Annotated in this window: 24 protein-coding genes; 8 read left to right on the forward strand and 16 right to left on the reverse strand. The window is 53.3% G+C overall.

The window, feature by feature from the left end; translation table 11 throughout:
* Nucleotides 1–5 precede the first annotated feature (5 nt).
* The 5 genes from FF011L_RS25015 to FF011L_RS26615 form a co-directional block, all read right to left on the reverse strand.
* Nucleotides 6–749, reverse strand: coding sequence for an endonuclease/exonuclease/phosphatase family protein (locus tag FF011L_RS25015; protein WP_145354653.1), 744 nt, complete (start codon nt 747–749; stop codon nt 6–8).
* Nucleotides 750–1,345: 596 nt separating this feature from the next.
* Nucleotides 1,346–2,212, reverse strand: a complete 867-nt coding sequence (locus tag FF011L_RS25020) for an SAM-dependent methyltransferase (RefSeq protein WP_145354654.1) — start codon at nt 2,210–2,212, stop codon at nt 1,346–1,348.
* 41 nt (nt 2,213–2,253) lie between these two features.
* On the reverse strand, nt 2,254–3,309 hold the full coding sequence (locus FF011L_RS25025; RefSeq protein WP_145354655.1) for a DUF1559 domain-containing protein: 1,056 nt from the start codon (nt 3,307–3,309) through the stop codon (nt 2,254–2,256).
* Between the two features lie 139 nt (nt 3,310–3,448).
* Entirely contained in the window at nt 3,449–4,066 is a 618-nt protein-coding gene (locus tag FF011L_RS25030) for a hypothetical protein (protein ID WP_145354656.1), read from the reverse strand.
* A gap of 235 nt (nt 4,067–4,301) precedes the next feature.
* On the reverse strand, nt 4,302–4,562 hold the full coding sequence (locus FF011L_RS26615) for a hypothetical protein (protein ID WP_218932874.1): 261 nt from the start codon (nt 4,560–4,562) through the stop codon (nt 4,302–4,304).
* Between FF011L_RS26615 and FF011L_RS25035 the strand changes: the two genes are divergently transcribed.
* On the forward strand, nt 4,551–5,279 hold the full coding sequence (locus FF011L_RS25035) for a glycerophosphodiester phosphodiesterase (protein WP_218932875.1): 729 nt from the start codon (nt 4,551–4,553) through the stop codon (nt 5,277–5,279). The genes FF011L_RS26615 and FF011L_RS25035 overlap by 12 nt on opposite strands.
* Before the next feature lie 92 nt (nt 5,280–5,371).
* Here the strand turns inward: FF011L_RS25035 and FF011L_RS25040 are convergent, their stop codons facing one another.
* From FF011L_RS25040 to FF011L_RS26620, 3 genes are read right to left on the reverse strand one after another with little or no spacing between them, the layout of a single operon-like run.
* The gene (locus FF011L_RS25040; RefSeq protein WP_145354658.1) at nt 5,372–5,896 is read right to left on the reverse strand and encodes an HD domain-containing protein; all 525 of its coding nucleotides are present in this window, start codon (nt 5,894–5,896) and stop codon (nt 5,372–5,374) included.
* Nucleotides 5,893–6,270, reverse strand: a complete 378-nt coding sequence (locus FF011L_RS25045; RefSeq protein WP_145354659.1) for a DoxX family protein — start codon at nt 6,268–6,270, stop codon at nt 5,893–5,895. The genes FF011L_RS25040 and FF011L_RS25045 overlap by 4 nt, the downstream gene beginning before the upstream one ends.
* Complete coding sequence (locus FF011L_RS26620) at nt 6,267–7,295, reverse strand: DsbA family oxidoreductase (RefSeq protein ID WP_218932876.1); 1,029 nt, start codon at nt 7,293–7,295, stop codon at nt 6,267–6,269. Before FF011L_RS26620 ends, FF011L_RS25045 begins: the two co-directional genes overlap by 4 nt.
* A 244-nt stretch (nt 7,296–7,539) precedes the next feature.
* Between FF011L_RS26620 and FF011L_RS25055 the strand changes: the two genes are divergently transcribed.
* The 4 genes from FF011L_RS25055 (at nt 7,540) to FF011L_RS25070 (ending at nt 12,326) form a co-directional block, all read left to right on the forward strand.
* Nucleotides 7,540–9,333, forward strand: coding sequence for a hypothetical protein (locus tag FF011L_RS25055; RefSeq protein WP_145354660.1), 1,794 nt, complete (start codon nt 7,540–7,542; stop codon nt 9,331–9,333).
* Nucleotides 9,330–10,697 (forward strand): DUF1800 domain-containing protein, encoded by a 1,368-nt coding sequence (locus FF011L_RS25060; RefSeq protein WP_145354661.1) that lies wholly within the window; start codon nt 9,330–9,332, stop codon nt 10,695–10,697. The genes FF011L_RS25055 and FF011L_RS25060 overlap by 4 nt, the downstream gene beginning before the upstream one ends.
* A gap of 44 nt (nt 10,698–10,741) precedes the next feature.
* Complete coding sequence (locus FF011L_RS25065) at nt 10,742–11,977, forward strand: DUF1501 domain-containing protein (RefSeq protein ID WP_145354662.1); 1,236 nt, start codon at nt 10,742–10,744, stop codon at nt 11,975–11,977.
* A 163-nt stretch (nt 11,978–12,140) separates the two neighbouring features.
* The gene (locus FF011L_RS25070; RefSeq protein ID WP_145354663.1) at nt 12,141–12,326 is read left to right on the forward strand and encodes a hypothetical protein; all 186 of its coding nucleotides are present in this window, start codon (nt 12,141–12,143) and stop codon (nt 12,324–12,326) included.
* A 22-nt stretch (nt 12,327–12,348) separates the two neighbouring features.
* Here FF011L_RS25070 and FF011L_RS25075 read toward each other — a convergent pair whose 3' ends face one another.
* Together FF011L_RS25075 and FF011L_RS25080 are read right to left on the reverse strand one after the other, a co-directional pair.
* Entirely contained in the window at nt 12,349–12,981 is a 633-nt protein-coding gene (locus FF011L_RS25075; protein ID WP_145354664.1) for a DNA-3-methyladenine glycosylase family protein, read from the reverse strand.
* Between the two features lie 17 nt (nt 12,982–12,998).
* Nucleotides 12,999–13,271 carry a DUF6868 family protein gene (locus FF011L_RS25080; protein ID WP_145354665.1) on the reverse strand — a complete coding sequence of 91 codons (273 nt, stop codon included), beginning with the start codon at nt 13,269–13,271 and terminating at the stop codon, nt 12,999–13,001.
* 262 nt (nt 13,272–13,533) lie between these two features.
* Here FF011L_RS25080 and FF011L_RS25085 point away from each other — a divergent pair, with 262 nt between their 5' ends.
* Nucleotides 13,534–15,018: a sulfatase gene (locus FF011L_RS25085; RefSeq protein ID WP_218932877.1), complete on the forward strand. Its 1,485-nt coding sequence runs from the start codon at nt 13,534–13,536 to the stop codon at nt 15,016–15,018.
* A gap of 418 nt (nt 15,019–15,436) precedes the next feature.
* Here the strand turns inward: FF011L_RS25085 and FF011L_RS25090 are convergent, their stop codons facing one another.
* The 4 genes from FF011L_RS25090 to FF011L_RS25105 form a co-directional block, all read right to left on the reverse strand.
* Nucleotides 15,437–16,231, reverse strand: coding sequence for a hypothetical protein (locus FF011L_RS25090; protein ID WP_145354667.1), 795 nt, complete (start codon nt 16,229–16,231; stop codon nt 15,437–15,439).
* Between the two features lie 10 nt (nt 16,232–16,241).
* Complete coding sequence (locus FF011L_RS25095; RefSeq protein ID WP_145354668.1) at nt 16,242–17,411, reverse strand: prenyltransferase/squalene oxidase repeat-containing protein; 1,170 nt, start codon at nt 17,409–17,411, stop codon at nt 16,242–16,244.
* A gap of 427 nt (nt 17,412–17,838) precedes the next feature.
* Nucleotides 17,839–18,252: a hypothetical protein gene (locus tag FF011L_RS25100; RefSeq protein WP_246109620.1), complete on the reverse strand. Its 414-nt coding sequence runs from the start codon at nt 18,250–18,252 to the stop codon at nt 17,839–17,841.
* Between the two features lie 47 nt (nt 18,253–18,299).
* Nucleotides 18,300–18,515 (reverse strand): hypothetical protein, encoded by a 216-nt coding sequence (locus FF011L_RS25105; protein ID WP_145354669.1) that lies wholly within the window; start codon nt 18,513–18,515, stop codon nt 18,300–18,302.
* A 140-nt stretch (nt 18,516–18,655) separates the two neighbouring features.
* Between FF011L_RS25105 and FF011L_RS25110 the strand changes: the two genes are divergently transcribed.
* Entirely contained in the window at nt 18,656–20,845 is a 2,190-nt protein-coding gene (locus FF011L_RS25110) for a VIT and vWA domain-containing protein (RefSeq protein ID WP_145354670.1), read from the forward strand.
* Between the two features lie 175 nt (nt 20,846–21,020).
* Entirely contained in the window at nt 21,021–21,734 is a 714-nt protein-coding gene (gene rrtA, locus FF011L_RS25115; RefSeq protein WP_218932878.1) for a rhombosortase, read from the forward strand.
* Here the strand turns inward: rrtA and FF011L_RS25120 are convergent.
* Both FF011L_RS25120 and FF011L_RS25125 read right to left on the reverse strand, forming a co-directional pair.
* A complete protein-coding gene (locus FF011L_RS25120) occupies nt 21,619–22,947 on the reverse strand; it encodes a DUF1501 domain-containing protein (RefSeq protein WP_145354672.1) in 1,329 nt (442 codons plus the stop codon). The genes rrtA and FF011L_RS25120 overlap by 116 nt on opposite strands.
* Before the next feature lie 30 nt (nt 22,948–22,977).
* Complete coding sequence (locus tag FF011L_RS25125) at nt 22,978–25,974, reverse strand: DUF1553 domain-containing protein (RefSeq protein WP_145354673.1); 2,997 nt, start codon at nt 25,972–25,974, stop codon at nt 22,978–22,980.
* Nucleotides 25,975–26,114 lie beyond the last annotated feature (140 nt).

Genomic DNA, 26,114 nt, shown 5'->3' on the forward strand with positions numbered 1-26,114 from the left:
ACCACTCAAATCGATGCCGTCCCCTGCGGTGACACCACTTCAAAGTCGGCGATGACGGGAAGGTGGTCCGACGCTTTGCGAGCAAGTTGGATACGCCCGGAAAAGCTATCCAACCTTTGCAAATTTCCGCGATAATAGATAGCGTCCAGACTGCGAATTGGCAGGGCAGCTGGAAACGTTTTCGCTCGATCGACCGCACATTGAAACCCAAGCGGAAACATCAACTTCCGTCCATGTTCCGCCCATACGTCGTTGAAGTCACCGCCGACGACGAAGGGGAGCGACCGGTCACTAAAATGATCGAGCGCCAGAATTCGTTTGATCTGCACGCTCCGCTCGAACCCCGATAACCCCAGGTGCGTGTTGCACAGCAGGAGCGACTGTGTTTGGTCGCCGCAAGAAATTTCAGCCGACGCAATCAGCGCACGGCGAGGCTTTTTGATCGAAACCTGTAAGTCAACGTCCAGTTTCTGCCCCAAGGGAAACCGACTGAGGATTCCGTTTCCGTAGTGTCCACCCTTTACGGCAACATTGTTCTGGTACGCTTGAAAAGGCATTTCCAACGCATCCGCTAAACGCTGAATCTGCCGCTCATGCCCTGAACGCTTGACACCATCGTCAACTTCTTGCAGGAAAACAACATCTGGTTGATAGTGGGCAATCACATCGACAATGCGCTGCAGGCGATAACGACGATCAACGCCACCGATCCCCTTGTGGATGTTGTAAGTCATCAACCGAAATTGCATATTTCGCACTCCACATCACGTCGCACGGTGGTCCTCATCGTGAACGGCGGCTTCAAAAGGTGACGCAAGCTTCCTGCTTGCGAATTTCGTCAAGCGTGAACCGTAAGCTTTGAGTCCAGTTCTACGCACTCTCGGCGGGGACCACCGGACTACGTTTTATCACTTACCGACGGGACTGCCCATTGTCCATTCTCTAAAGCATCACCACCGCCCCCCCAGTTATCGCGTTAGCTTCTCCGCTGCGATCCCGACTTTGCGACAATTTGCCGCCTACGAATCATCAAATGGTCGACGTCTGCCCTCTTTGTCAGGGAACGGCATCACACCCGACCAAGGGAATTCCTGCCAGTTCCCTGCAAATACGTTACCAACGGCTGAGAGAGGTAGCGAGACGTGCGAAAACGCCACAGCGACGAACTATCCCAGCCCAAAAAACGAACACAAGCAACACAGCGCATTGGGATTGCAATCTGTTTCCTCTGCCTTAACGGCTGGTTGATTTAATCGAAAGCGGAGAAAGATTGTAGCCTTCCGCTCCGTGAAAGCGGCTTTAAAGGAGCGTTCTTTCGTGGAGCGAAAAATCCAGCGAGCTGCGGCTATTGCTTAGGTTGCCGTGCCAAGAAGTCTCCGACGTAAATCAGGTATTCAAACGGCAAGTCATCCGACGCCACTTCCTCTAAGGCACTACCTAGTGTACTGCGAATGATTTTCTCACCTGCTGCGTGCCCCGCCTGCTGAACAATGGCGATGGGTGTTTCGGCAGGATAGTTGATCGACAATTTTTCAATAAAATCTTGAAACTCCGCTCGCATTGTAAACAGGACCATCGTGTTGCGATGAACCGACAACTTTTCAATTGTGTCTTCGGTTTTAATCCAATCACCTGCGGTCAATGTCACGCTTTTCGTGCGACCACCTGAGGTGATTCCGGTTCCGAGAGCGGCATTGGCTGCATTAAATGAACTCAGTCCGGGAACCACCTGCGGCTTCAGGTCTGCAAACTCTTCAAGCATCCAAGTCGACGGACCAAAAATCATCGGATCACCGTTATCAAGCACTGCGACCGTCCGGCCAGCTTTCGCCGCACCACGCACGAGATGGATCAGCTTCAAACGTTTCGCCTGGTACTGTTCCGCTCGCTTCCGCTCTTCTCCCTCGTACAGCGAAGGATCGCGACTATAAAACGGAATCATCCCAGAAAATTCGTGGTGTACCTCTTTACCCTGCAGGTAATCACGGAACGTTTCCGAGTGATTTTTGCGACAGATAATGATGTCGGCATTTTCGATAACCCTTGCAGCTCGCAAGGTCATCAAGTCCGCATCTCCTGGGCCAACGCCGACGAGATGAAACGGCGTCGAGAAAACATCTGCCCCCTGGCACTCAGGTGACAATGGTTGGCCCCCAATCGAAATGGCGATCGAGAGCAGAAAGTAGCACGCGGATTGAATGGATTGAGTCATGATTAAATGGAGACCGATCGAGTTAACGGATTGTTATAGAACTAAGGAAGCGAAACGACTTCGCGACCACTGCGAGTGGACATCCCTCGCCACGTCTTCATGTCCACACTATCGGAAATGAAGTGGACGCTGCCGTCACCGCAAGCGACATTGACTCCAGCGGGATGAAGACTGCGTGCTGCAAAGAAGCCCAAGCTGTTTTTTGCGACGTCCGCCGTTGGTGCGTTTGGAGATGCGTAAGCGTTGAAGCCGGTGTCAATATCTTTGCCATGAATCCAAGCGTTACATCTTGCCCCGGACCATGAGGCGGCTCCCGCTACCGCAACTTCTAAAACGGGGTTGTCGCCTGGAGCGCCGTTGAACCCCATCCCGGATCCATACATGCTCCCCGGGCCACCTGCGTAGGTCGCGATATAGCGAAAATAGGGCATCGCCGGGGCCGGGGGCGGTGTCGGATATGAAGCTCCGCCGCCGATGAGGGCTTCCGCCAGCAGAAGCGTATTGGATGAACCATCGGTCATGTCGCGAAATCCAGTGTGCGAACCACGCCAAAACATGCCATCGGTTTGGGCTCGCGAATCATAGTTTTTACCGGTCCCCGACCCCGCGCAGACGACATAATTCAAGCCAGCAAATGTATCCGTCCCGCTAACATTAATTGGATTTTGCGGATCCGACGGACAGAGAAACGCTGGCACGACGGTCCTAGCTGCCACCGCATGGACGGCATTGAATTGCTGATAGTTCAAAGCCCCCAGATAAAGCGGTTCACGATAGTCAATAAGTGCTTCCAGATTTGCGTTTTCGATAAACGGCAAGACCTGAGCCTGAACCGAAAATCCAAACACCATACTGGCGGTTGAAGTCGAGTATTCAGGCCCTGGAAAGACCTTGTGCGTTGATTCGTAGTTGTGCAGCGCTAGTCCAATCTGTTTCAGGTTATTACTGCACTGCATGCGCCGAGCAGCTTCCCGAGCCGCTTGAACCGCGGGGAGCAGCAAACCGACAAGCACGCCGATAATCGCGATGACGACAAGCAATTCCACAAGAGTGAATCCGCGTCTTACTTGAGAGCGTAAGGTTCGATGGAAAGTCATAATTTAAAATATTTTGTAACAATGAAAAAAGTTGGCAGGAGACTGCTCGGCACCAGCGCAGCGGCGAACGACAAACAGCTTCATACGCGTTTGAAAATGCAAACTAATCAAGCATGATCAGCGGTTAAGAAACGATGCGTTAGGGCACCGGGGTGTCGGGCATGTCCGAGCGAGAGTCCGCTTGATCATCATGGATAAGCAAACTGAATAGATAATGCGGTTCAATCGGCAATCCCGTGACTCGCACTGGATCAATGATGGCAGAGGAAAAAGACGACCACAACCACTGGAGCCCTCGACACTTTGCAGCATCCTCTAAACGAACGAGGCAAATTCTCTGCGAGGCTGCATCGTCGGTTCGCGAGGCGTCTTCTGCAATCGAACGATCGCAAGTCGCCGCACGATTCGTTTTCCCGCATCCACAACAAGTCTCCGCAGATGAATCGACCAGGCCGACAACCGTCGCGGTCACACCCTTGACGCGGGCAACCAAGAAAGCGGGTGGCGTGACCCCGTTGTCGTCCGCCCAACGCAGCTTTTCGGTATCGCTATGGCAACAACATTTATCCCAGCAAAACTCAACCGAAGGACAACCACAGCCACAGTTTTCGCATGGATACCGGGCTTCAATAAGAGGAGACGGCTTCGTAATGGGCAGTCCCGTCAGTCCAGCGGCGAACACAGCGAGCAGTAAGAAACTGACGCAGCGATGAAGGCGTCGAAACGCTAACGGCTGAAGAAAAAAAGCAAACAACACTGGCAATATGCCAAAAACGAACCGCTTTGGGCTCACTCCTCACACTTAATATTCTAACTCTGCGATACCAAACGCCAAGGGATTAGCAGAGAGATCCAATGCGGCGTGGTGTCGCATTGTGCAGTGAATCTGGCATCGAACGTTGGACAGGGGATCTGAAAACGGTGGCTCGAGACGCCATCCGCTAGACCATCCAACCAGCGACAAAACCCGGTCAAGAAAATTTAGCGCTGGACTAATCAGCGAGAAATACGGTGCCGCCGAAATACCAGCTTTCAAGCAGTCCATTCGGTTTATCATGAGCGACATCCTTGATGGCATCGATTTTTCTCCACTCAGATCTTGAATCTAGATCTACAACTTCGAAAGTCAAGAAATGATACGTTTCGTCCGAGTCTTCACTCTGCTTTTGCTGACCAATTGCCTTAGTTTGTTGATTGCTGCGGATCAGGGGCCACATGCTTCCTCGTTCTTGAGCAATGGCGTGACCGCTCATCGGGGAGATTCCGGTCGGTTTCCCGAAAACACGCTTCCGGCGTTCGAAGGTGGAATCGACGTGGGTGCCGACTGGATCGAACTGGACATTCTTCGCTCTAAGGATGGCACGTTAGTTGTGATCCATGATCGAACAACCCAGCGGGTGGGCGACAAGGACCTCGATGTAGCGGACTCCAGCTACGAAGTATTACGGACGGTGGATGTCGCTACGGACTTCCGCCGACGGATGGGGAAATCGATAGAGGAATGTCCTGCACAAAGGATTCCAACACTGGAAAATGTGCTCCGGCTAGTGATGAAACAGAACCGAACTCGAGTTTCGATTCAGCCCAAGATGGACTGCGTAGGCGAAGCTATCCAAATGATAAAGCGATTGAAAGCGGAACGATGGGTGGGCTTTAACGACGGCAACCTGAAATACATGGCGGAAGTAAAATCGCTCGCACCACAAATTCCCGTCTTCTGGGATCGTGGCGAAAACACGAACATCGACGAAGACATCCGTATCGCCAAACAGCACGGCTTTGAGGGCCTCGTGTTACATCACAATGCCGTCACGCCCGAGAAATCTCAAAAGGTAAAGGCTGCTGGACTGGAAATTGGAGCATGGACCGTCAATGACCAACCCACGATGGAAACGTTACTGGGCATGGGAGTCCAACGAATCTACACCGATCACCCCAGTCTGCTGCTAACCCTTAAAGAGGAGCTCTAGTTTCGCTGTCGCGGCGTGCGCGAATCCGAATCGCTTGCTGCGAACATGACTGGAAGAGAGCAATGAAACCTCCGGGACCAGCACGTACGACCTTACCTACCTGCCTCCAAATCGATTTCCCATTCGTCCACGACAAATCCCGGAACGAATTGAAATCTCGCTCGGCCGTCCGCCCACCTGATCGTCTCGGGTCGCTTGGCAGCCTCGGTGCAAAGGCGACTAGGATGCGGCATGATACCGACGCGACCAAGGTCAAGTCGATCCGAATCCCAGCAAGTCTGAATGGTTGCGTCCGGATGATTTCGTTCGTGCGTGTGCCCCTCGCAGGCTCGATACAGCAACCGAAACTTTTGATCATCCAAATCAAAAACGGTGCCTCGCAGTTCCGTTGCAAATTCCGCAGCGCGAGGCCCATGCTGAGGGTCGGCAACTTCACTAATTCGGCGTGAGTCGTGCAGGACGGCGAACAGCGAAACGACTGCGACATTCGCACCCGTCTCTTCGGCCAGTCGCAATCCGTTTTCCAAGACTCGAGCCCAGTGCGCTACACCATGGTCGCCGTTGAGCGGCAGGGCATAGTCTTTCAGAATGACTTTCAGGAGTGGGTGAAGGTTCATGACTTCTTCCCTAGCGGTCGCGTGTGCCAAAACGCCCACAATATCAACGCTCCCTGCAACGGCAGACGCAATAAGTGAATGATCGGTGATGCTGGCAGAATATCCTGATGCTGATAGAGGTAAAGGTTGGCTGGAAACACGGCAATCAGTAAAGCGATAATTCCCCACGCAGCCAGCCGTGAACTCCGTGGAACCAACAGCAGGACGCCCAGCAGAACTTCAAAGGCCCCGCTAACCAAAACCAGTTCTTTGTGCAGCGGAAGATAGGGTGGCATGATCTTCATAAAAAAATCGGTATTCACGAAGTGCATCGTTCCGGCACCAATCATAAAAACCGCCAACAGGCCCCTTGATGTCGATTTGATCCAGGTCATGCGATTGCTTGCTTCAATGCAGCTACAAAGGTGTCGGGTGCCTGAGCCCCTGACAAGGCAATCGCGTTGTTGACCAGGAAGTACGGAACTCCTGTTACGCCATGCTGCTGGGAGAGTTCCCGGCCCTTTGTGATAACATCCATCCCTTGATCGCTGCTGAGCATGATTTCCACGGCTTGCTGATCCAGCCCTGATTCAGCAGCTAGTTCCAGCAGCGTCTGTTGGCTGCCGATGTCTCTACCTTCGCTGAAGTAAGCTCGAAAAAGCGCTTCAACGAGCGCATCCTGACAACCATGTTGGCCGGCCAGCCAAATCAGCCGGTGGGCATCGACAGTGTTTGGAGTTCGCTCCATTTTTTCAAAAGCAAAATGAAGGCCTTCGGATTTTCCGGCAACAGAGACCTGAGCATCCAGTTCCTTCGATCGCTCCCAACTGCCAAACTTTTGAGTGCGATAGTCTCGGCGGCTGATTCCTGCTTTCGGCATCGATGGATTGAGCTGAAACGGATGCCAGCGAACAGCAATAGCATGTTCTCCATCGAAGGCAGCGATCGCTTTTTCAAGCCGTCGTTTGCCGATGTAACACCACGGGCAAATAACGTCAGAAATTACGTCAACAGCAAGATCCATTGCAATTCTACAAGACGAGGAAAGACCTATTTGATCGGCGAAACACAATCGATTCAGCTTAACACAAAGACCAGAGGGCGATTCACAGACCGTTTTTCCAAAGTTTTCTTTGCGGAGCAGCGCCAGTTTGATTGACAACACGGAAACCAAATGGAACTCCCATCTCCCTTCTCCCTTCTCCCTTCTCCCTTCTCCCTTCTCCCTTCTCCCTTCTCCCTTCTCCCTTCTCTTGGGATCACTTCGATCCGCACATCGTGTATTGATTCTGCAAAATCGCTCCCGCTTGAAGTTCAAGTCGAGCACGCTCGCTGTTGTCCAAGGACAGTGATTGGAATTTGAAACTGTCGCTTTCCTCCAGCCCAAACCAACTCTAAAAGCGGGACGCCAAGCGACCAATCTTCCAAATCACCTGACCCACTGCGGACGCGGTTGCCTGCAAGCGTGATGCATTGGAAGGCCATTCCAGCGATTCAGAACCAGCTTGCTTAACTGCGGCCGTGCTTGATTATTGACAGACGAAACCGTGCCCCTTTTTGCGGTTCCTCGACCGGTCCAATAAACACACACAGTGATACAAAGAACTTTGTCGCTTCAACGAATAGAATGGTACCTAACCGCCCCCCCCAAAAAGGCAGACCACATGAGACAACGACCGAACCTCTCGACACACATATTGGGTGGGTTGCTAGTCTTCTCCGGCTACCTAGCCCTGCCAACGGAAGCCTTCGCTGAACCGCCTCGTGGAGTCGATTGTGGAGCGTCCGAGTTACTGCCAAGTTCGATCGTCGCCTACGCGGAGGTCTCCGACTTGGACGGCGTGTTGCAGACCGTTTTGGCCCATCCGCTGCGAGCAAAGCTGGAAGCGATGCCTGCCTACGATTCTTTCCTGCAGTCGAACGGCCCAGAAAAGTTGCAAGTAGGCATTCAAGCTTTTCAAGCGAGCATGGGCAAACCTTGGGACGCGGCCCTCGACAAACTAACCGATCGCGGGATCACGATCGCACTCGACGCATCCGACGGCGGCGTGGCGATTTTGCTGCATTCATCCGATCCGGCTCTCTTAGAACGCCTTCGCAGTTTCGTCCTGACCCTAAGACAGATGCAAGGTGCAACCAACAAACAAGGCGAGTACCGCGGGTTCGTAACCGATGCGGTAAGCGATCAATTGAAGATGGTGCGGATGCACGATTGGATGCTACTGACCAATAACTCGGAACTCGGCAAGGCAATTGTTGACCAGTATCTCGATCGCGACGGCGAAACACTGGCATCGAACGAATCCTATCGTGCCGCGTCGCAGGAACTTGCCTCAGGTGATTTAGAGGACCGCGTTGCATCGGCATTCTTGGATATCAAAACCTTACGCGATAAAGGATTCGCGAAAAATCTATTTAATGAGAAGGTCGACAACATTCCAGCCGAAGCGGTCCTGGGCGGCCTACTGGCTAACCTTCGCCAAACTCCCTACGCAACCGGTCGGTTGCACATCAACAGTTCTGGGGCGAGATTGCATATCGCCACGCCACATCAGCGAAACTGGGAAGCGCCGCGAGAATACTTCTTTGGGGAAACCGAACTTGCTGACGCACCTCCGCTACTGGAAGTACCGAACCGATTATTCGCATTGTCGGCGCATCGCGATCTGTCCCAGATGTGGCTTCGCTCTGGTGATTTGCTCTCGGATCGAGCAAACGATCAATTGGCGGTTGCAGACACAACACTGACAACATTCTTTTCAGGCCGCGACTTTGGCGAAGACATTCTTGGTTCGTTCGCAAGCGATGTTCAAATCGTAGGCATGGAACAGGATTTCACCGAAGTCCTCCCGCAACCAGCAATCAAATTGCCGGCATTCGCGTTTCAGTTTCAGATGAAAAATCCGGAAGAGACTCAACCGGAACTACGTCGAATATTCCAAAGTTTTATTGGTTTCCTAAATGTCACGGGGGCTCAGAACGGACAACCACAGCTAGACCTTGGGATGGAAATGTTTGACGACGCACAGCTGATCACCGCCACTTACGTGCCTGACCGAGACAAGCGAGAGAGCCGTGACGCAAAAATTCAATTCAATTTTTCGCCGACGATGGCCTTTTCCAACGAACGAATCATTCTTTCAAGTTCGACACCGCTCGCTCGTGCGTTGGTTCAGTCGCCCCGCAGCGATGGTTCGAAGACCGACGATTCAAACACCAACGGAAAACTAGAGGCGACAACATTACGTCGCATTTTGCAAACGAATCGCCCGCAATTGGTTGCCAACAACATGCTGGAAAAAGGGCACAGCAAAGAATCTGCTGAAGGCGAAATCGACCTGCTACTAGAACTGCTCGGTTTCGTTCAGAACGTCCACCTGAATTTGGATATCACGCCGGCGCAGATGGCATTGGGTTTGATCGTGGATGTCAACGAAAGTGCAGAGGAACAACCATGAATGACATGAAATTCGCAGACCCAACCTGGGCATGGCAACCTTTTGAACCGACTGCAGATCGTCCGTGGGACCGATCTTTAGTCTCACACTTGTATCGGCGTGCCGGATTCGGAGCCGACTTGCCCAGCATCGAAAAAGCGATCGATCGGAGTCCGGCAGACGTGGTCAACGAACTGGTCGCAAGCAACCGCGAACAGTCCGATTTCCGGGCGACCGCCGACGCCCTTGCAAATGCAACTTTGGCAGGTGGTGACCCTGCAAAATTGTCGGCGGCCTGGGTCTATCGCCTGCTTTACACACCGAACCAAGTGCTTGAAAAATTGACGCTATTCTGGCATGGGCACTTCGCCACCGGTGCCGAGAAGGTCAAAGATGCGAGGATGATGTGGAACCAAAATCAGCTTTTACGTGAGCATGCATTGGGCAATTTTGGAGATTTGGCGATGAAGATTTCGCACGACCCCGCGATGTTGATTTATCTCGATTCAGCGATCAATCGCAAAGCGCATCCGAACGAAAACTTCGCCCGTGAATTGATGGAACTGTTCTGCCTGGGCGAAGGAAACTACAGCGAAAAGGACGTACTAGAACTGGCTCGCTGCTTCACGGGCTGGGAGATCAAGAACAAAAAGTTTCGCAAAAATCGCTACCAGCACGATTCCAAAGAGAAATCGGTGCTTGGGCAAAGTGGCAACTTTGATGGCGAAGATGGCGTGCGAATCGTACTGGAGCAGCCTGCGGCACCAAAGTTCATCGCCCGCAAGCTGTATCGATTCTTTGTTTGTGATGAACCCAGACCGACGGATGCGATGCTGCAACCATTGGCAGATTTATTGCGAGAACACGATTTTGAGGTTGCTCCAGTAATCGCAAGAATCTTGGGAAGTAATATTTTTTACTCGACCAACTCGGTTGGTCGAAAAATCAAATCACCTGTCGAATTAGTGATTGGAACGCTGCGATGCTTGAATGCGACAACCAACACGCAACGGGTCGCGAAAGGCCTTAGGAACATCGGGCAAGGCTTGTTCTATCCGCCCAACGTCAAAGGCTGGGATGGTGGGCGGGCGTGGATCAATTCGTCGACCTTGCTGGGACGTGCGAATCTTGTCGCTGACATCCTGGATAGCAACACGACTCGCTTTGACGGCAAAAGTCTTTCCGAGTACTTGCACACCCAGAATGTGCGAACGACCGATCAAGCCATCGAGCATTTCGAGGTTTGTTTACTTGCTGTGCGATTGGATGAGGCGACGAAAGCACAACTCCGCAAAACCACGGCAGCACATACAGGTGACAAAGAGCGACAGATGCGTTCGCTATTGCATGCAGTGACTTCCCTTCCCGTTTGTCAACTCGCGTAAATTCTTGTTCTTCCCGAATCGCCTCATCCCATCCGGCGCAAACCATGCACATTGCTACCAATCAAAATCGACGAAATTTCTTGGGGTCCTCGATTAGCGGTGCGACCGCATTGGGTATCGGCGCCGCCCTACCAGCGTGCTTTGCCGAGGCGGCATCGGCTGCCCCAAAGGCGAATGAACGAATACTCGTCGTCGTTCAAATGTCGGGCGGAAATGATGGTCTAAACACCATCGTTCCATTCGCCGACGACCACTACCGATCCGCTAGACCTAAACTTGCGATTCCCAAAAATGAATTACGGAAGATTAGTGATGAGGACGGCCTGCACCCTTCGATGACCGGCATCGAAGAACTATTACAAAACGGCCAATTCGCCGCGATCCGGAATGTTGGCTACGAGAAACCGAATCGATCGCACTTCGAATCGATGGACATCTGGCATACCTGTCGTCGCAAAGACGAACCGCGCGGCGACGGCTGGCTTGGGCGTTACTTAGACCAACAACCCGCGACCAGCGGAGGCGATGTCCCGGCACTCCACCTGGGCCAAGAACAACAGCCGGTCGCCGTCGCGTCTTCGACCGTTCGTGTCCCTACGGTAAAAGATTTGGCGGAGTTTCAATTACGTGGCAGCGACAAACAATCGCTGCGTGATTTGTTAGAAAACCGTCCGCCTACCAACCCTTCCAGCGACAATGATCTTCTGAATTTCCTGCAATCAAGCACCACTTCGGCAATCGCGGCTAGCCAGCGTGTCACGGATGCAGCGCAAGGCTATAAAAGCAAAGTGAAGTATCCCGAGACGGAACTGGGGAACAAACTGCGAGTGGTGGCCCAGTTGATCGATGCAGGTCTTACCACGCGGATTTACTATGTCCAACATGATGGTTTTGATACGCATGCCCAACAGGCAGAAACGCACAGTGTTCTGCTTCGACAATGGAGCGATGCCGTCAGTGCATTGATTCGCGATCTGAATGCTCACGACCATGGACAACGCGTCTGTGTGATGACGTTTAGCGAGTTCGGTCGACGGGTATCCGAGAACGCCAGCGAGGGAACCGACCACGGCGCTGCGGGGCCAATGTTCTTGTGCGGCGGCGGTGTCAAAGCGGGCATCATCGGCAAGCGTCCGAACTTGACCGATTTACAGCAAGGCGATTTGAAACACGAGTACGATTTCCGGCAAGTCTACGCATCCGTGCTGAAAGATTGGCTTGGCACCGACCCCACCCCCATCCTAGGCAAAGAATATCAGTCGCTGCCATTGTTTGCCTGACTGTCCCATTAAGATGTGGCTAAGGTTCCCAGTCGACCGAATCCGAAAGAACATCCAATTGCAGCCGAGGAACTAAGAAACCGCTTACTGCCTATATCCAGGACTCCCAACCAGTCTTCTCTGTTTTTAGGCTTACAGGTGATCTGCCGAAAAATCCTCACTCATGAGTCACACGAACTGCCGTTCCCGGCTTCAGATCATCACTCGGGTATTCGATAACTTGATCGCTCGCAGCAACGCCCTGAAGGAATTAAGTCTGCTGATCATTTTGCAATTTGCAAAACGACGTTCGACCGCGCGAACGCATCCCGCACACGCCGGTCACTTGCCGATGCAAAAATCACAGTGAAGGTGGCTAAATGGATGGTGCTTTACTTGGCTTTGGCAACTTCCAACGATCGCCAGCAGTACCAACTTGCGATCGTTGCAAACGGACTCCAATTTGCAGCGATCGCGATGCTTGTTTCTTGGTCGGGAAGTTCCTCAAGATCATAGCGGTCGCGAATGGCTGCTCGGACTCCTAGGTCCCCATGCGGGAAGACGTCTGGACGGCCCAATGCGAAAATCAGAAACATCTGCGCGGTCCAATGTCCGATCCCTTTTACAACCGTTAGTTGCTGGATGATTTTGTCATCTGAGTAACGACCAATATTCTGAAGGTTGACCTCGGATTGGTTCACTTTGTCGGCTAGATCAAGCAAGTATTTTGCCTTCTGCGGCGAAACCCCTGCGGTACGCAGTTCCTCTGGCGAAAACCGAGCGAGATGAACGGGTGTTAGACCAGCGGAACCGAGCAGTTCGTCAAGTTTCTTCTTGATTGACCGAGCGGCCCCCGTTGAAATCTGCTGTGAAATGATGGAACTTGCCAACATTTTAAAGCGATCCCGTTGAGGCCGTAACGTACATGGACCGACTTCTGCGATGATCCTCTTCATGACCGGGTCGGCAGATCGGAGGTGAGCGATCGCTTGGGCGTGCGGGCCCGCCTGAGATTTATTTTCCATATTCCTGCAATTCGATCCTACAAAGACTTTCGCAGCATCAGTTTGATGGATAGCCAGGGGATAAAGAAGAATGTCAAAACCCCGATCTTTACCAAGCCCATGCCGCAATAAAAAATCACATCCAGTTCATGATCGCTTACCCCAAACAGCGAACCGTGTAGGTAGTGCACGAAGGTTCGCATCCCTTGAAGGACGAAAAACCAAAAGAGCAGCAATGCAAATCCGAACATCCAACATCGCAGCAGGATACCAGAAAGCGTGTTCAAAAAATCTTTGGTTTGTTCGTTCATTTAGGTCCCAGCCCATTGAATTGAATCACCATGCAAACCTGAATTAACTTTCTGCCAACGCCCCCAGCATAACCTTCGCGACAGGTCAGTGGCCAACGGGATTACTTGCCAAGGGTCTGGAAGCCAGATCACAGCGACAAAAAATATTACCGATAGGAAAATGAATCGAGACCGAGTAATCAATCGCCGCAGGCAACCGAACGAGACTAGAATAGATCCTCCAGCAAGCGTTCGTATGCCACTACTAGGAGTCTTCGATTCGATGAAGTCATGTTGCGGATTGATTCAGTTGTTCGTGTCCAGTTTACTGATTGTCCTTGGGATGGCCCCTGGATCACTTCATGCGGAGCGTCCCAACGTACTGTTCATCGCGATCGATGATCTCAATGACTACATTTCACCGCTGGCCAACCACCCTCACATCCAGACTCCCAATTTCGAGCGACTTGCCAAACGATCGGTCACTTTCACGAACGCTCATTGCGCAGCGCCAGCGTGCCATCCGTCGCGAGTCTCCGTACTGACGGGGGTTCATCCTACACGGTCTGGGTTGTACCGAAATCTGTTTGGGGCTCACGGTCCACGATGGCGTGAGGAATCGCCGGTACTGAAGGATGCGGTCGTTCTCTCACAACACTTCCGTGACCACGGCTATCGCGCCGTCGGTGGAGGCAAAATCTTTCATACTTTGCAGTGGACCCCGGGGGATTCTCAAAATGATCCAGCTGCATGGGACGATTACCGCGGAGACCCTTTGGATCCAATTTCAGCCGACTGGCCGCGTCCTTCGTTTGTGGGGAAAAAGGGACAGAATGCGGGCTTTACCGGTAAACGTCCGCTCAGTCACTTTTTGTTCGGAGCCAATCCGATTCAGTTGACCGCCGACCAGGGGGATGGAGCGGTCGTCGACTGGGCGATCGAAAACATGCACGCCCCAACCGAACAACCTCTCTTCTTGGCAGTCGGTCTCTTTCGCCCGCACATTCCTTGGGAAGTACCTCAAGAATGGTTTGACTTGTATCCCGAATCAAGACTTGAATTACCCGCGCATCTGGTTGATGACTTAGCCGATGCCCATTCGCATGGCCGCGAACACTGGCACAAATGGGTAACCGATAACAAACAGTGGAAAACGATGCTGCGAGGCTATTTGGCTTCGATCAGCTATGTGGATCATCAACTTGGCCGCCTGCTTGATGGTCTGGATGAATCTCCTTTAGCAGAGAATACGGTGGTAGTGCTCTGGTCGGACCATGGATTTAACATCGGTGAAAAGGAGAACTGGGAGAAATTTGCACTCTGGCAGCAAACCACACGGACGCCATTGTTCATCCATGCCCCTGGGATCTCGCAGGACGGAAAACGAACCAATCAACCGACAACACTGACGGACATCTACCCTACCCTCTGCGAGTTGGCGGGACTGCCAGTTCCTAAACAATGCACCGGTATTTCGTTAGTCCCACAGCTAGAACATCCCGACCAGACTGATCGCCGAACCTCTTTAACCTCTTATGTGTTTACGGCTAATGGCCAGCCTGCCCACGGGATCAGCGATACGCGATACCGCTACATCCAATATCCCGACGGTTTTGAAGAATTGTACGACCTTCAAACGGACCCTCACGAATTCCACAACCTGGCAGACAAACCCGATTTTCAAGAGATCAAAAAGAGACTGTCTAAAGGCGTGCCAGCCGATGTGGCGGAGGACGTCGGAGCATTGCAAGGGAAGGGAAAAGACTAAGCCTGATCAGCCAGTAGCCGCATACGGACAAGAACGTTTTTCGCTCTTGTCCCTGCATCTATCGTCTTCCAGCGGGCTGTCGATTTACTGTTTGTCGCCTTCCGATTTCGATTAAATCAACAAGCCGGTAAGCGAGGGATAGCGGCATGCTCTTTCGGTCCCTCGCTTACGCATTTTGAAATTGCGTTTTTTGGAGTTGGCTATTTTGCTTCCGCCGGGCTTGTCCCGGTCCGGGGCACCAACTGGCAGCTACCCCCATGCCTCTTTGCTATTTCATCCTTTTCCGCCAGGGCAAGCCCGGAAAGGGACTCTCGATACTTGGAGATAAAAAGGTGCTGGAATAGCCGAATGATTTAAGGCATCCACCCCCGCGAAAGGCGACAATTGCACCGTGCGGTCTGGACACTCCCGTCGATGATCAGGATTCATATCGTACTAAATACCAGCCATCGCCGATGGAACTGGCGACGTTTAGCTGGTGTGCATCCGCCAGACCGCCGACAAACGATTTTGGATGGCTGCCTTGCGGATGCCACTCCGCCCAGTCACCTCCATCAGTACCAGTCAACTGAAGCTTAATCGCTCCGTCATCGCAGCGTTCCACCGCACTTACGAAAATACGTTGGCTTGCAAGTTGCGGGGCCTGCAGCAGAACCAGCGTGGATGGCCTCCCAAACGGATAAGCCATGAATGGGCCGATCTGAGGCAAGTCCCCATCCCGCGCAGGCCAATCGTTGCGGAGCGGACTAGCGATCGATTCCAGTTCCGCAATTCTGAATGCGAACCTAGCTCGCTTGCCATGCCAAGCAACCAATTCATGCTGAACGCACAACGCCGACCACAATGCAACGACCGTGGTCGCCGCCAACAAACGACGCAACGATCGTGAACTTCCCGGCTCTGGCAAACGCGTGCAAGCCCTTCGTTCTTTACAGCGAGATACTTCGGACGCACAAATACCCATAGCAGGAACCGTCCGCGAAAGACGCAGGCGGCCTCCCCACATGAACTGCCAACCCAACGACAGAAAACTGCCGACAGCGATTGCCAGCAACAGCAAAATCCCCCAGCACCGTACGCCTCCCGATGAGGCTTTGAGGGATCCGCTGGACACTTCCTGGAGGGCGGGCCAAAACAAAGGATCTGCGGCTAGCCAGACCGCAAACGCGGCCAAACTAAGTAGATGCAATACCCATATTCGAATACCGGGCATGATGACAAACTTAAGGTTTGCAGTGGGCTAAAGCCATCAACGCAAAACTGGTCGCTAAATTTTTGTCGTTTTCAAACCAGCGTTGATTTTCATTGCTCCAGGATCCGTCTTCGTTTTGGCGTGAGGCGAGTTCCTTGATCAGATCGGCCTTCCAGTCATGCTTGTTACCGTCGGCATCGACCATTTCACTCAAACCCGCAGCGTTTAAACCTGCAGCAAACGTGTGGTAGTAGTAATACAGACCGGCCGACCCTAAGCCTGGATTTTGTTCCACGCTGTAATGCTCCTTAATCCACTGCAATGCAGCCACGACTCGAGGGTCATCTTTCGAAAGCCCGGCAAAGATCATGCTCTTCAGGCCGGTATATCCCATCGACCCATAACTTCGCAGGCCGCCATTGGGTGTGTAACGTTCTTCCGAGGTGCTTGGGTCGATCACCGTGGTAGGGATCTCGTAGTAAAATCCACCATCATCGACCTTGGCTGCGAACAGCGTATCGTTGTGCGAGCTGTCCAGATTCTGGCACCGTGAAACGAAAGCTAAAGCCCGTTGGATCGCAGGATCACTTGGCCCCGATTCGGTCGCTCGGAGAGCTTCGATCATGTAGCCGGTGTTGGAAAGATCAGGACGCCCTGCTCCGCCATATCCGACGCCTCCGTACCATGGATCATCGGGCGATCGATTACCCTCGCCGTACTGCAGGCCGGTGACAAACGCTTTGGCTTGTTTCAGCAATTCGTTGTACTGCCCCGATTTATTGGCCTCCGCAAAACAGACCATCGCCACACAGGTTTCATAATTCTTTAAGCGTCCATTGCCGTAGATCCCACCGTCGGGCTTCGCAAAACCTTCCAGTGCCTTCAAACCTTCGGCGACCATCGGTTCGGTCAACGCTTGACCGTTTCTCAGCGCGGAAGTCACAGCCAGCGCCGTAACCCCAGGGCCAACTTGATCGGAGAAAGTGCCTGAATCGGCTTGCCCTTCTTGTGCCAAAAATGCCAGCCCCTTCTGGACAACCTGAAGACGCAATTTTTCACTTTCCGACACCGCTGCTTTTTCGGGAGAAGTTTTTTTGGCGGTTCCAGAATCTTGAGCCCAAACGCTACTGACCAGCACCCCCGAAACTAGGGAGGTAACAAAAATCCGTCGCGCGTGGCGGAATTTCCATCGCTGATTCATAAGGGTTTCTCCAATTTTTGAATACTCAAGACGTAAAGTGGCGATCCACCAAAGACCATCACACTGAAGTAGCAAAAAGAGGGCCAGTAAGCCTGGCGGCCGATCAAAGCGGTGCCTTGGAACCAGATCCGTGGGAGCGTGCGATGGATCAGTTGCCGGTAAAGCCGCAGACAGCCGAGCCCCGAATCCGCGGCTCAAGCGGCTTGTTGATTTAATCGAAACCGGAGAAAGAATAGCGTTCTTTCGCGGAGCGAAAGGCGACATTCTGCGATCCCTCGCTTACGCAGCGGGCTGGGATTTTGGTCTCTTGCCACGCCACTGCAATCCGCTTGGAAACCGCCAACTTATGAATCGTACGTCCCGCCGAATTTACAACGTCCGCTCCAAATTAAGTGAGAGCCTGCACGTTCCATAAGGTCGTGTTGCATTAGAAGGTCGGCAGGGTCAGCGGTCGGGGGAATCCCCATTCGGCTGCCAGCGCGTCGGCGGCCTGCTCTGGATCGGTTATCGATTTCCAGCCGCCATTGCGAAGAAAGGCGTGCGCGAATTCGTGGGCGATAATGTACAGCGAGAAGGATTCTTCGGCCGCAGCCAATTTCGTTCGCAGCACCACGCAGCGACTGGTTGCCTGACCATTTACCGGCAAATCAATAAACATGCGCCAGCCGCGACCTGGAACGAAGTCTTCCAAAGTCACACGAAACCGATCATCCGATGCGAAATCGACTTGAACCAATTTCGGTAACGCCTGCAAGACGTGCAAGACGCGGACATCTAAGGGAGGACATTCCTGAAACGGGGCAATGTACTCGGCAAGCTTTTGCTGCAAATGTTGATCCACCCGTTCCCTCTTCGTCTATCGAATGCAGCCTTGGTTGACGCCCTATTTTACCGTTCTAAGGCATTTAATAACAGCTGGTACAAAGACAGCGTGGCACGGCTGGCCACAGGTGCCGCCATTCGAATCCCCAGCAAACGTGTTTCCGCGTCCGCAGGGACGTAAAATCGATTTGCGATGTATTTGCCGGGCTGTCCACGCTCTGTCGAGCGTAGATATGTCACTGCCGTAGGTAGCGTCGCCAGACGTTGGTTTTTGCTAGCCATGACTTCCCGTATCAAAAATCGATTTTCTCTGCGCACCCTGATTTTTCTCTTGGGCTCTGGATGTTTAACGCCGTTGTTGGCCTCACCTAGGTGAAAGCTTGAACCCGGCAACCACCTTCCATCCTGCTTTGGAGACGATCATGAAATCCTTGACGACCCTGCCCTGCTCTACCCGGAGCTTTCTTCCCAGCTGGGGAACGGGCCTTCTACTGTTAGCCGTTGCGTGCGGCGGAAACTGGCTTGGGAATCCCGCTCAGGGAGCCGGCATGCTGGTGGCCGAAGGAGGCGCAGGGGGGGTGCTGGAAATCAAAAACCAAGACGTGCGTGTCACGATTAATAACTCCATTGCCGTGACTCAGATCGACCAAACCTTCGTGAACACTGAAAACCGGATCGTCGAAGCACTCTACACGTTCCCTGTTCCTCGCGGAGCCAGCGTGTCGAATTTCAGCATGTGGATCAACGGCAAAGAAATGATCGGCGAAGTGGTCGAAAAGGAACGTGCCCGCAAAATCTACAACAGCTACAAACGCGTCAAACGTGACCCCGGTCTGCTGGAACAAGTCGACTTTAAACAATTTGAAATGCGAATTTTCCCGATCCTTGCCGGTGCCGAACAACGGGTACGAATCGAATACTACCAAGAACTGCAATTGGACCATGACTGGGGAACCTACGTGTATCCGCTCGCCACCCAGACCGCCGGCCGCCCCATCGACACGAAAGTCCAGGGACGGTTTTCGATGAACCTGGAAGTGCTAAGCGAAGTTCCGATTCAAGAACTGCGTAGCGAATCACACACCGATGATTTCGTTGTCGCAAAACATACCGACAAATACGCTCAAGCCAGCATGGAATTGACCGAAGGCGATCTGTCTCGCGACATTGTGCTGGCTTTCCAAACCAAGCGTCCACGGACCGGGATCGACGTCATCACCAGTCAACCCAAAGGGGAAGCCGGCTACTTCATGATGACCGTGACTCCTGGCGAAGACCTTAGCAGCACGATGGAAGCGATGGATTATGTCTTCTTATTGGACATCAGCGGATCGATGGCTCGCGACGAAAAACTCGCTCTCAGCCGCCGCAGCGTCGCTGCTTTCATCGAATCGCTCAGCCCCGAGGATCGGTTTGAATGCCTGGCCTTTAACCTGCAACCGACTCCGCTATTCCAAGGACTGCAAACAGCCAATCAAGAGAACTTAGACAAAGCTTCCCAGTTCTTCGCTCAGCAACGGGCACGCGGCGGCACGGTTTTGGCACCTGCATTGCAAGCGGCCTACGGCTATCGCGATTCCGACCGGCCTCTCAATGTGGTTCTACTAAGCGATGGAATGACCGAACCAGGCGAGCAAGCCGAATTACTGAAACTGATTCAATCACGCCCTGATGGAGTACGCGTCTTCTGCGTCGGAGTTGGGAACGAAGTCAATCGGCCGCTGTTGAATCAACTTGCCACTCAAGCGGGCGGTTTAGCCGCGTTCGTTTCGACCGAAGACAGCTTTCGTCGTCAAGCTCATCTGATGCGTCAAAAACTGATTCGACCAGCGATCGCCAATCTATCCGTCAACTTCTCGGACTCGCAGATTCATGACGTCGAACCGCAGCAGCTTGGCAATCTGTTTTATGGAACTCCGCTGCGGCTGCTGGGCCGATTCAAATCCGGAGGACCGGTTGAAGTAATGATGAAAGGCCAGATCCAAGGGGCTCCCTGGGAACAGACCGTCACCGTCACCCTGCCGACCACAGCCGAAAAGGACAATAGCCCGATCGAACGGATGTGGGCGTTTCGCAATGTATCACGTCTACTGGACGAAGAACGGAGCGGTGTCGCGGCCCACAAAGACGAGATCGTTCGGCTGTGCGAGGGATATTCGATTGTTTCGCCTTACGCATCGATGCTGGTTCTTGAAAACGACCAGGAATACAAACGCTGGAAAATCGAACAACGCAATGCCACTCGCATCGAGCGGGATCGAGCTTCACGTCAGCGGGTAGCCAACCAACTGGCGGCTTTGCGGGATAGCAACCGGTCCTTCGTGACGGCATCCGACGACAAGCCTTCGGCGACCAAAACGGCTCCGGCAAACCCATCCAACACGGCTTCACCTAAAACAGACGCACCAGCCGCCTCCCCTGCTCAACCCGCCAGCCAACCGTCGCCCAGCAACGTCGACCTTAACATCCAACGTCCAGAAAGCCGTAGTGGTGGCGGCGGAGCTATCGATCCAATCACCGCGATGCTGGCGATCTCTTCGGCGGGTGCAGCCGCTCTGGCCGGTCGGCGTCGGAAGCGGAACGAAAAAGAGGCTGCCAATAGCAAGGACTGATCGCATCCAATCACAAACGCCAAGCCCTCCTCAACGGAGGGCTTGTAAGGTAGTTGGTCCTACCGACGGCTCGACAAATCGCAACGACTTTCGGATGACTTTGGTTCGACCCTGCTTCACAGTGGCGGGTGACAGGACCATTCCTAAAAGAGCAATTAACACACCTGGAACCATCATGTTTCGCCGCTACCCCATAACCATTTTGATCGTTGCTCTATCGGTTTTCAGTGCCGCATCGCCAGCGATCACAGAATGGTTTCAGCTTGATTTCAGCAAAGCTGTCGAAGGCGAATGGTGGCGATGGTTCAGCGGCCACGTGACTCACTTTGATCTTTCCCATTTGATCTGGGATTGCGGAATGTTCGCCGTGCTGTCAGTGATTTGCGAATCGAGATATCGCAAATGGTACCCAGCGATCCTGCTAGCCAGCCTGCCCCTTATTTCGGCGGGGATTGTCATTAGCTGTCCGGAAATCGCTTCTTATCGAGGCCTTTCAGGGATCGACACGATGCTCTTTACCTGGCTTGGAATCGCCGCGATCAAAAACAACCTGCGAAGGGGAGATCGAATTTTCGCCACTGCCGCAGCGGTGGGAGTGGCGTGCATGCTGGGCAAACTGGCCTACGAAGGGATTACAGGAGAGATCCTGTTTGTGAATAGCGACAGCTTTCAACCGTTGGTCGAAGCTCACATAGCCGGCGCAATCTGCGGTGCAGCCGCCGCCTGCTTTGATTGGCAAAAAACACCAAAGCCGCTTCTTATTTTCAGCAAGGCTATGCAAATAAGTCGTGAACGACTTTGCCGCCTTCCGGGCCGGTTAACCGATGTGTCCGCCCGTCATGGAAATAATCAAGGCTCTCATGCTTCAGCCCCAGCAGATGCAGAATAGTGGCATGAAGGTCGCGGAAGTGAACTTTTCCTTCCACAGCCTGCGACCCCGTGTCATTCGTTTTGCCATGGACGTATCCGCCCTTAACGCCACCTCCGGCCAGCCAGTAAGTGAACCCTCGGTAGTTATGTCCCGTTTGGTCTTTGCCTTCGGGAACCAAGCCCGGCCGCCCGAACTCGCCGCCCCAGACGACAAGCGTATCATCCAGCAGTCCACGCGTCGCCAAATCGTCCAGCAAGGCTGCGATCGGGGCATCCACCGTTTCACAGTTGGCCTTCAAATCACGTCGATGGTTTGTGTGCTGATCCCAGCCGCCATGATTCAATTCAATAAAGCGAACTCCGGCTTCCGCGAAGCGTCGTGCCAACAGGCATTGACGCCCAAAATCGGTTGGGCGACAGGTTCCCACCGAAAGTTTCTTACCAACTCGATAGCGTTCCAACGTGGCGGCTGACTCGTTGGAAAGATCCAACAATTCAGGAGCACTTGCCTGCATCCGAAAGGCCAACTCCATCGATTCGATCACACCTTCCAAGCGAGCATCATCCTTTCGCCCAACCAAGTGCTGCCGATTTAACGATTGCAAAAAATCAACTTGCTGGCGTTTCGCAGCCAATGGCAAATGATCACTTTTCACATTTTGAATGACCGCTTTTGACATGTCCTCCCCATTGGTGCCGATCGGGGTTCCGGCAAACGCCGTCGGCAAAAACTCACTCGAGTAAACCGACGGCTTGGCGGCATTCAGGCTGATGAATGCGGGCAGGTTTTCATTTTCGGTTCCCAGGCCGTAGGTAATCCACGATCCCATGCTTGGACGTTTCCTCAGTTTTTCACCCGTATGCATCTGCAAGAAAGACTGAGCATGATTTCCTGTATCGGCGTGCATCCCGTTGATCACACACAACCGATCCACATGCTTGGCGGTTTCGGGCATCAGTTCGGAAACCTGGATACCACTTTCGCCATGCTTCTGAAATGCAAACCCCGACCCAGGGTGCTTTTTGTTGGTCGTTTGAGGCTTGTAATCAAACGTATCCATCTGAGCGGGACCACCGCTCATGCAAAGAAAAATAACGCGTTTGGCTCGAGCGGGAACGAAGTCGGCCGTATCCGTCGCCGCTGAAGCGGACCGCTGTTGCAGCGATTGCAGTGCAAGGTAGCCAAACCCACATGAAGTGGACTGCAGCAGTTGACGTCGTGAGGCGAACATGGAACTTAACCTGTGGTCTATGACTTCGATTTAATCGACGAAACGGAATTCATTCGATGCGAACAACGCCTGTGCCAAACCGGCCCAGCCCTGCTGCTGGGCAGAAGATTCCGAATGCCCCGGAACGGTTAGCATTTCGATCGTTTTTTGGACATATTGAACCGTTTGCTCCCGTTCAACGGGTGATGGTTCTCGTAATAGGATGCGGCGGAAGAACGTTTCGACCCGCTGATCTGGCGACGACGTTTGGTCCTGCAATGATCGTTCGGCGAACCGCTGCGACTGCTCGACCACCAAGCGATTATTCAGCAGGAACAAGTCCTGTGTGGGGAGCGTCGTTTCTTCTCGCTGACCAACCACTTCAACGCCAGTCGGAAGATCAAAGGCGGCCAGTTCCGGTGGCGGAGCATGCCGCAAGCGACAGAGATACAGACTGCGATGCGCACTGGGGAAATGGTGGTTCGTAGCATTCCCCGGAGGCCAATTGATTAGTGCGACCACTTTCTCGATGGCCGACCCGCTAGCGGGTCGATGGTCTAGATTCTCGCAGACCGCCAAGATTCCATCACGGAGCGATTCGGCATCCAGACGCTTGCGAGAATGCCTGGCGAACCATTGATTGTTTGGATCTAACGCATTCTGCGAACGGGGCGAGGAACTATCAAGCTGATAGGTTCGACTGAGAACCAGCGCGCGGATCAGGCGTTTGATCGACCAATTTCCTGCAACAAATCGCTCTGCCAAGTGATCTAGCAATTCAGGATGCGAAGGCTTGGCTCCGTAAACTCCAAAGTCGTTGGGCGTTTGCACGATCCCATGCCCAAATAGATGCATCCAGATTCGGTTGACCATCACGCGGGCAGTCTGCGGATGGCGAGGGTCGGTTAACCACTTCGCCAATTCCCTTCGGCCGCTTCCTTCGCCTGGGCTCTCAAAATGAAAACTCGCGTCCGCGGTTTTGTCGGTGAAAACCTGATCGTAGACGGTCAAGACTCCGCGCGGGACAACCGGCCCTTTCTTGTTGGATTCTCCACCGATGCGAATCGCACAATCTACCGGTTTTGCCTTGTCGCGAACCCCCATCGCCCAACCGAGCGTTGCAACGCCCTTGGGCTGCCCACTGGCCGTGTGCAACTGAAGAGCTTGTTCTTCGGTCAGTGCTCGCTCGAACAGAGCGATTTCGGCCAGTTGACCATCCAATGGTGCAAAGTCGTCCGTCCGACTTGCGAAGTTGTATTCGAGGGAATCTTTGAATGTGGATGGCAACGAATCATCGATCTCCAACCGACCATTCAAATACAATTTGACGGACGCTTCGTTTCGCACCAAAGCGACATGGTTCCAAGTATTCGGAGCAATCACCGTTGTCCCAACAACGGACTTCTTATCACCATTTCCACTGAAGACAAACAACTTGCCAGCACGTGCAAGGTTGTACTTACCACCAATTCCAATGTGATCTCCCGGCACCGCTTTATTCCCCCAAGGCCCCCGAGAAAAGAGGTAGGCGGTGATCGGACGCACTTTGTTTCCGATGTGGTTCTTAAACCAGAAACTAACGGAGTAATCATTCGCAGCTGCGGAAACCTTGCCACGGAGCTGCGTCTCCTTGACCTCGACCCAAGCTTTGGGCGAGAACTTCACCTTGGAATCGAACTGGAGTGTTTTTGGCGGTTCGTTGCCGACAACATGCAGGTCGGGGGCCAGCTGATCGATTGCTTGCGAGTAGCCTTCTGGAAAGGCAGCCGGCGTCGCCGCCGGAGGGACGGGATCATCGGTCCCACCCGCTGCGGAACGCAGTGGATGCAGATCGGTCGGAGGAGCGGTTAATTTTTCGTCGCCAGCCCGCCCGTAAAGCGATTCGGTACTGGTAAAGATGCCCGCCAAAGCGTAATAGTCGCTTGTTGGGATCGGATCATGTTTATGGTCATGACATCGGGCACATGCGATGCTTAACCCCATAATCCCCGAGCCCACAACATTGATCTGATCGTCGACCACATCCATTGCGAAGTTCGCGTTCATCGCGACCGCAGGCTTACTGCCGATCGCCAGGAATCCTGTCGCAATCAATTGCCGATGCCGCTGATCGGCCGTTTCTGCGGGCAATAGATCGCCAGCGATCTGTTCGGTCAAAAATTGATCGTAGGGCGTATCACGATTCAGTGCATCGACGACGTAATCCCGGTACCGCCAAGCGTGCGGGAAGGTCGGATTGCGTCCCAGCCCGTCGTCTCCGTTCGATTCGCCAAAGCGGGCGACATCCAACCAGTGCTGTCCCCATCGCTCTCCGAACTGAGGAAGGTCCAACAAAGAATCGACCAATTTTTCGATCGCCAACTGCCGATTGGTTTGGATGTCCGCCGCAAAGGATTCGATCTGCGCCAACGTAGGCGGCAATCCGATCAGGTCGTGATACAAACGACGCGCCAACACGGCGGGAGGTGCGTCCGAGGTCGGTTGCAGCTTGGCCGTTTCTATCCTGGACAGAATAAACGCATCGAGGGGATCCAAAGGCCAATCCGCCTGGACCACCGAGGGGACCGGAGGATCCTGTCGCGGCATCATCGACCACAAATTCGTCTCAGCGAGCGAATCGGGTTTGATCGCTGCCGGTTTGGCGATGCGTGGATCGATCGCTCCTGCGGCGACCCAACTGGCAAAATCGTTGGCAATTTGAGGTGGCAGCGGTTCTGCTGGCGGCATCTCAATATGCTCATACTTCAATGCTTGAACGAGCAGACTGCGTTGGGCGTCCCCCGCAACTAAAGCGGGTCCCGATTGCCCACCTGCCAAGATGCCTTCGCGTGAATCAAGCAGCAGATTTCCGCCCACGTCATCGGATTCACTGGAATGACATTCATAGCAGTGGTTCACCAGGACAGGACGAATCTTCTTCTCGAAAAAAGCAACCTCTTTCGCGGCTGGGTCAGCACCAAGCGATACCGCCGGCACCATTAAGATCGCCAGCACCATCAAGACGGCAGCGACGCAGAGAAGGGAATGCAGCGATTGAAGCTTGCACATTGCACGCCAGCGAGATTGGTAGGGAATTTCATTTCTGAGGAAGGGCCCTCATTATGACCTATCCACCACCGCAATGCAAAAACGGCAGCCCTCGCTGCGACTAGCCCTCTTCGCTCACCTGGGAAACGGCCATGCATCGT

Source organism: Roseimaritima multifibrata, from assembly GCF_007741495.1.
GTDB lineage: Bacteria > Planctomycetota > Planctomycetia > Pirellulales > Pirellulaceae > Roseimaritima > Roseimaritima multifibrata.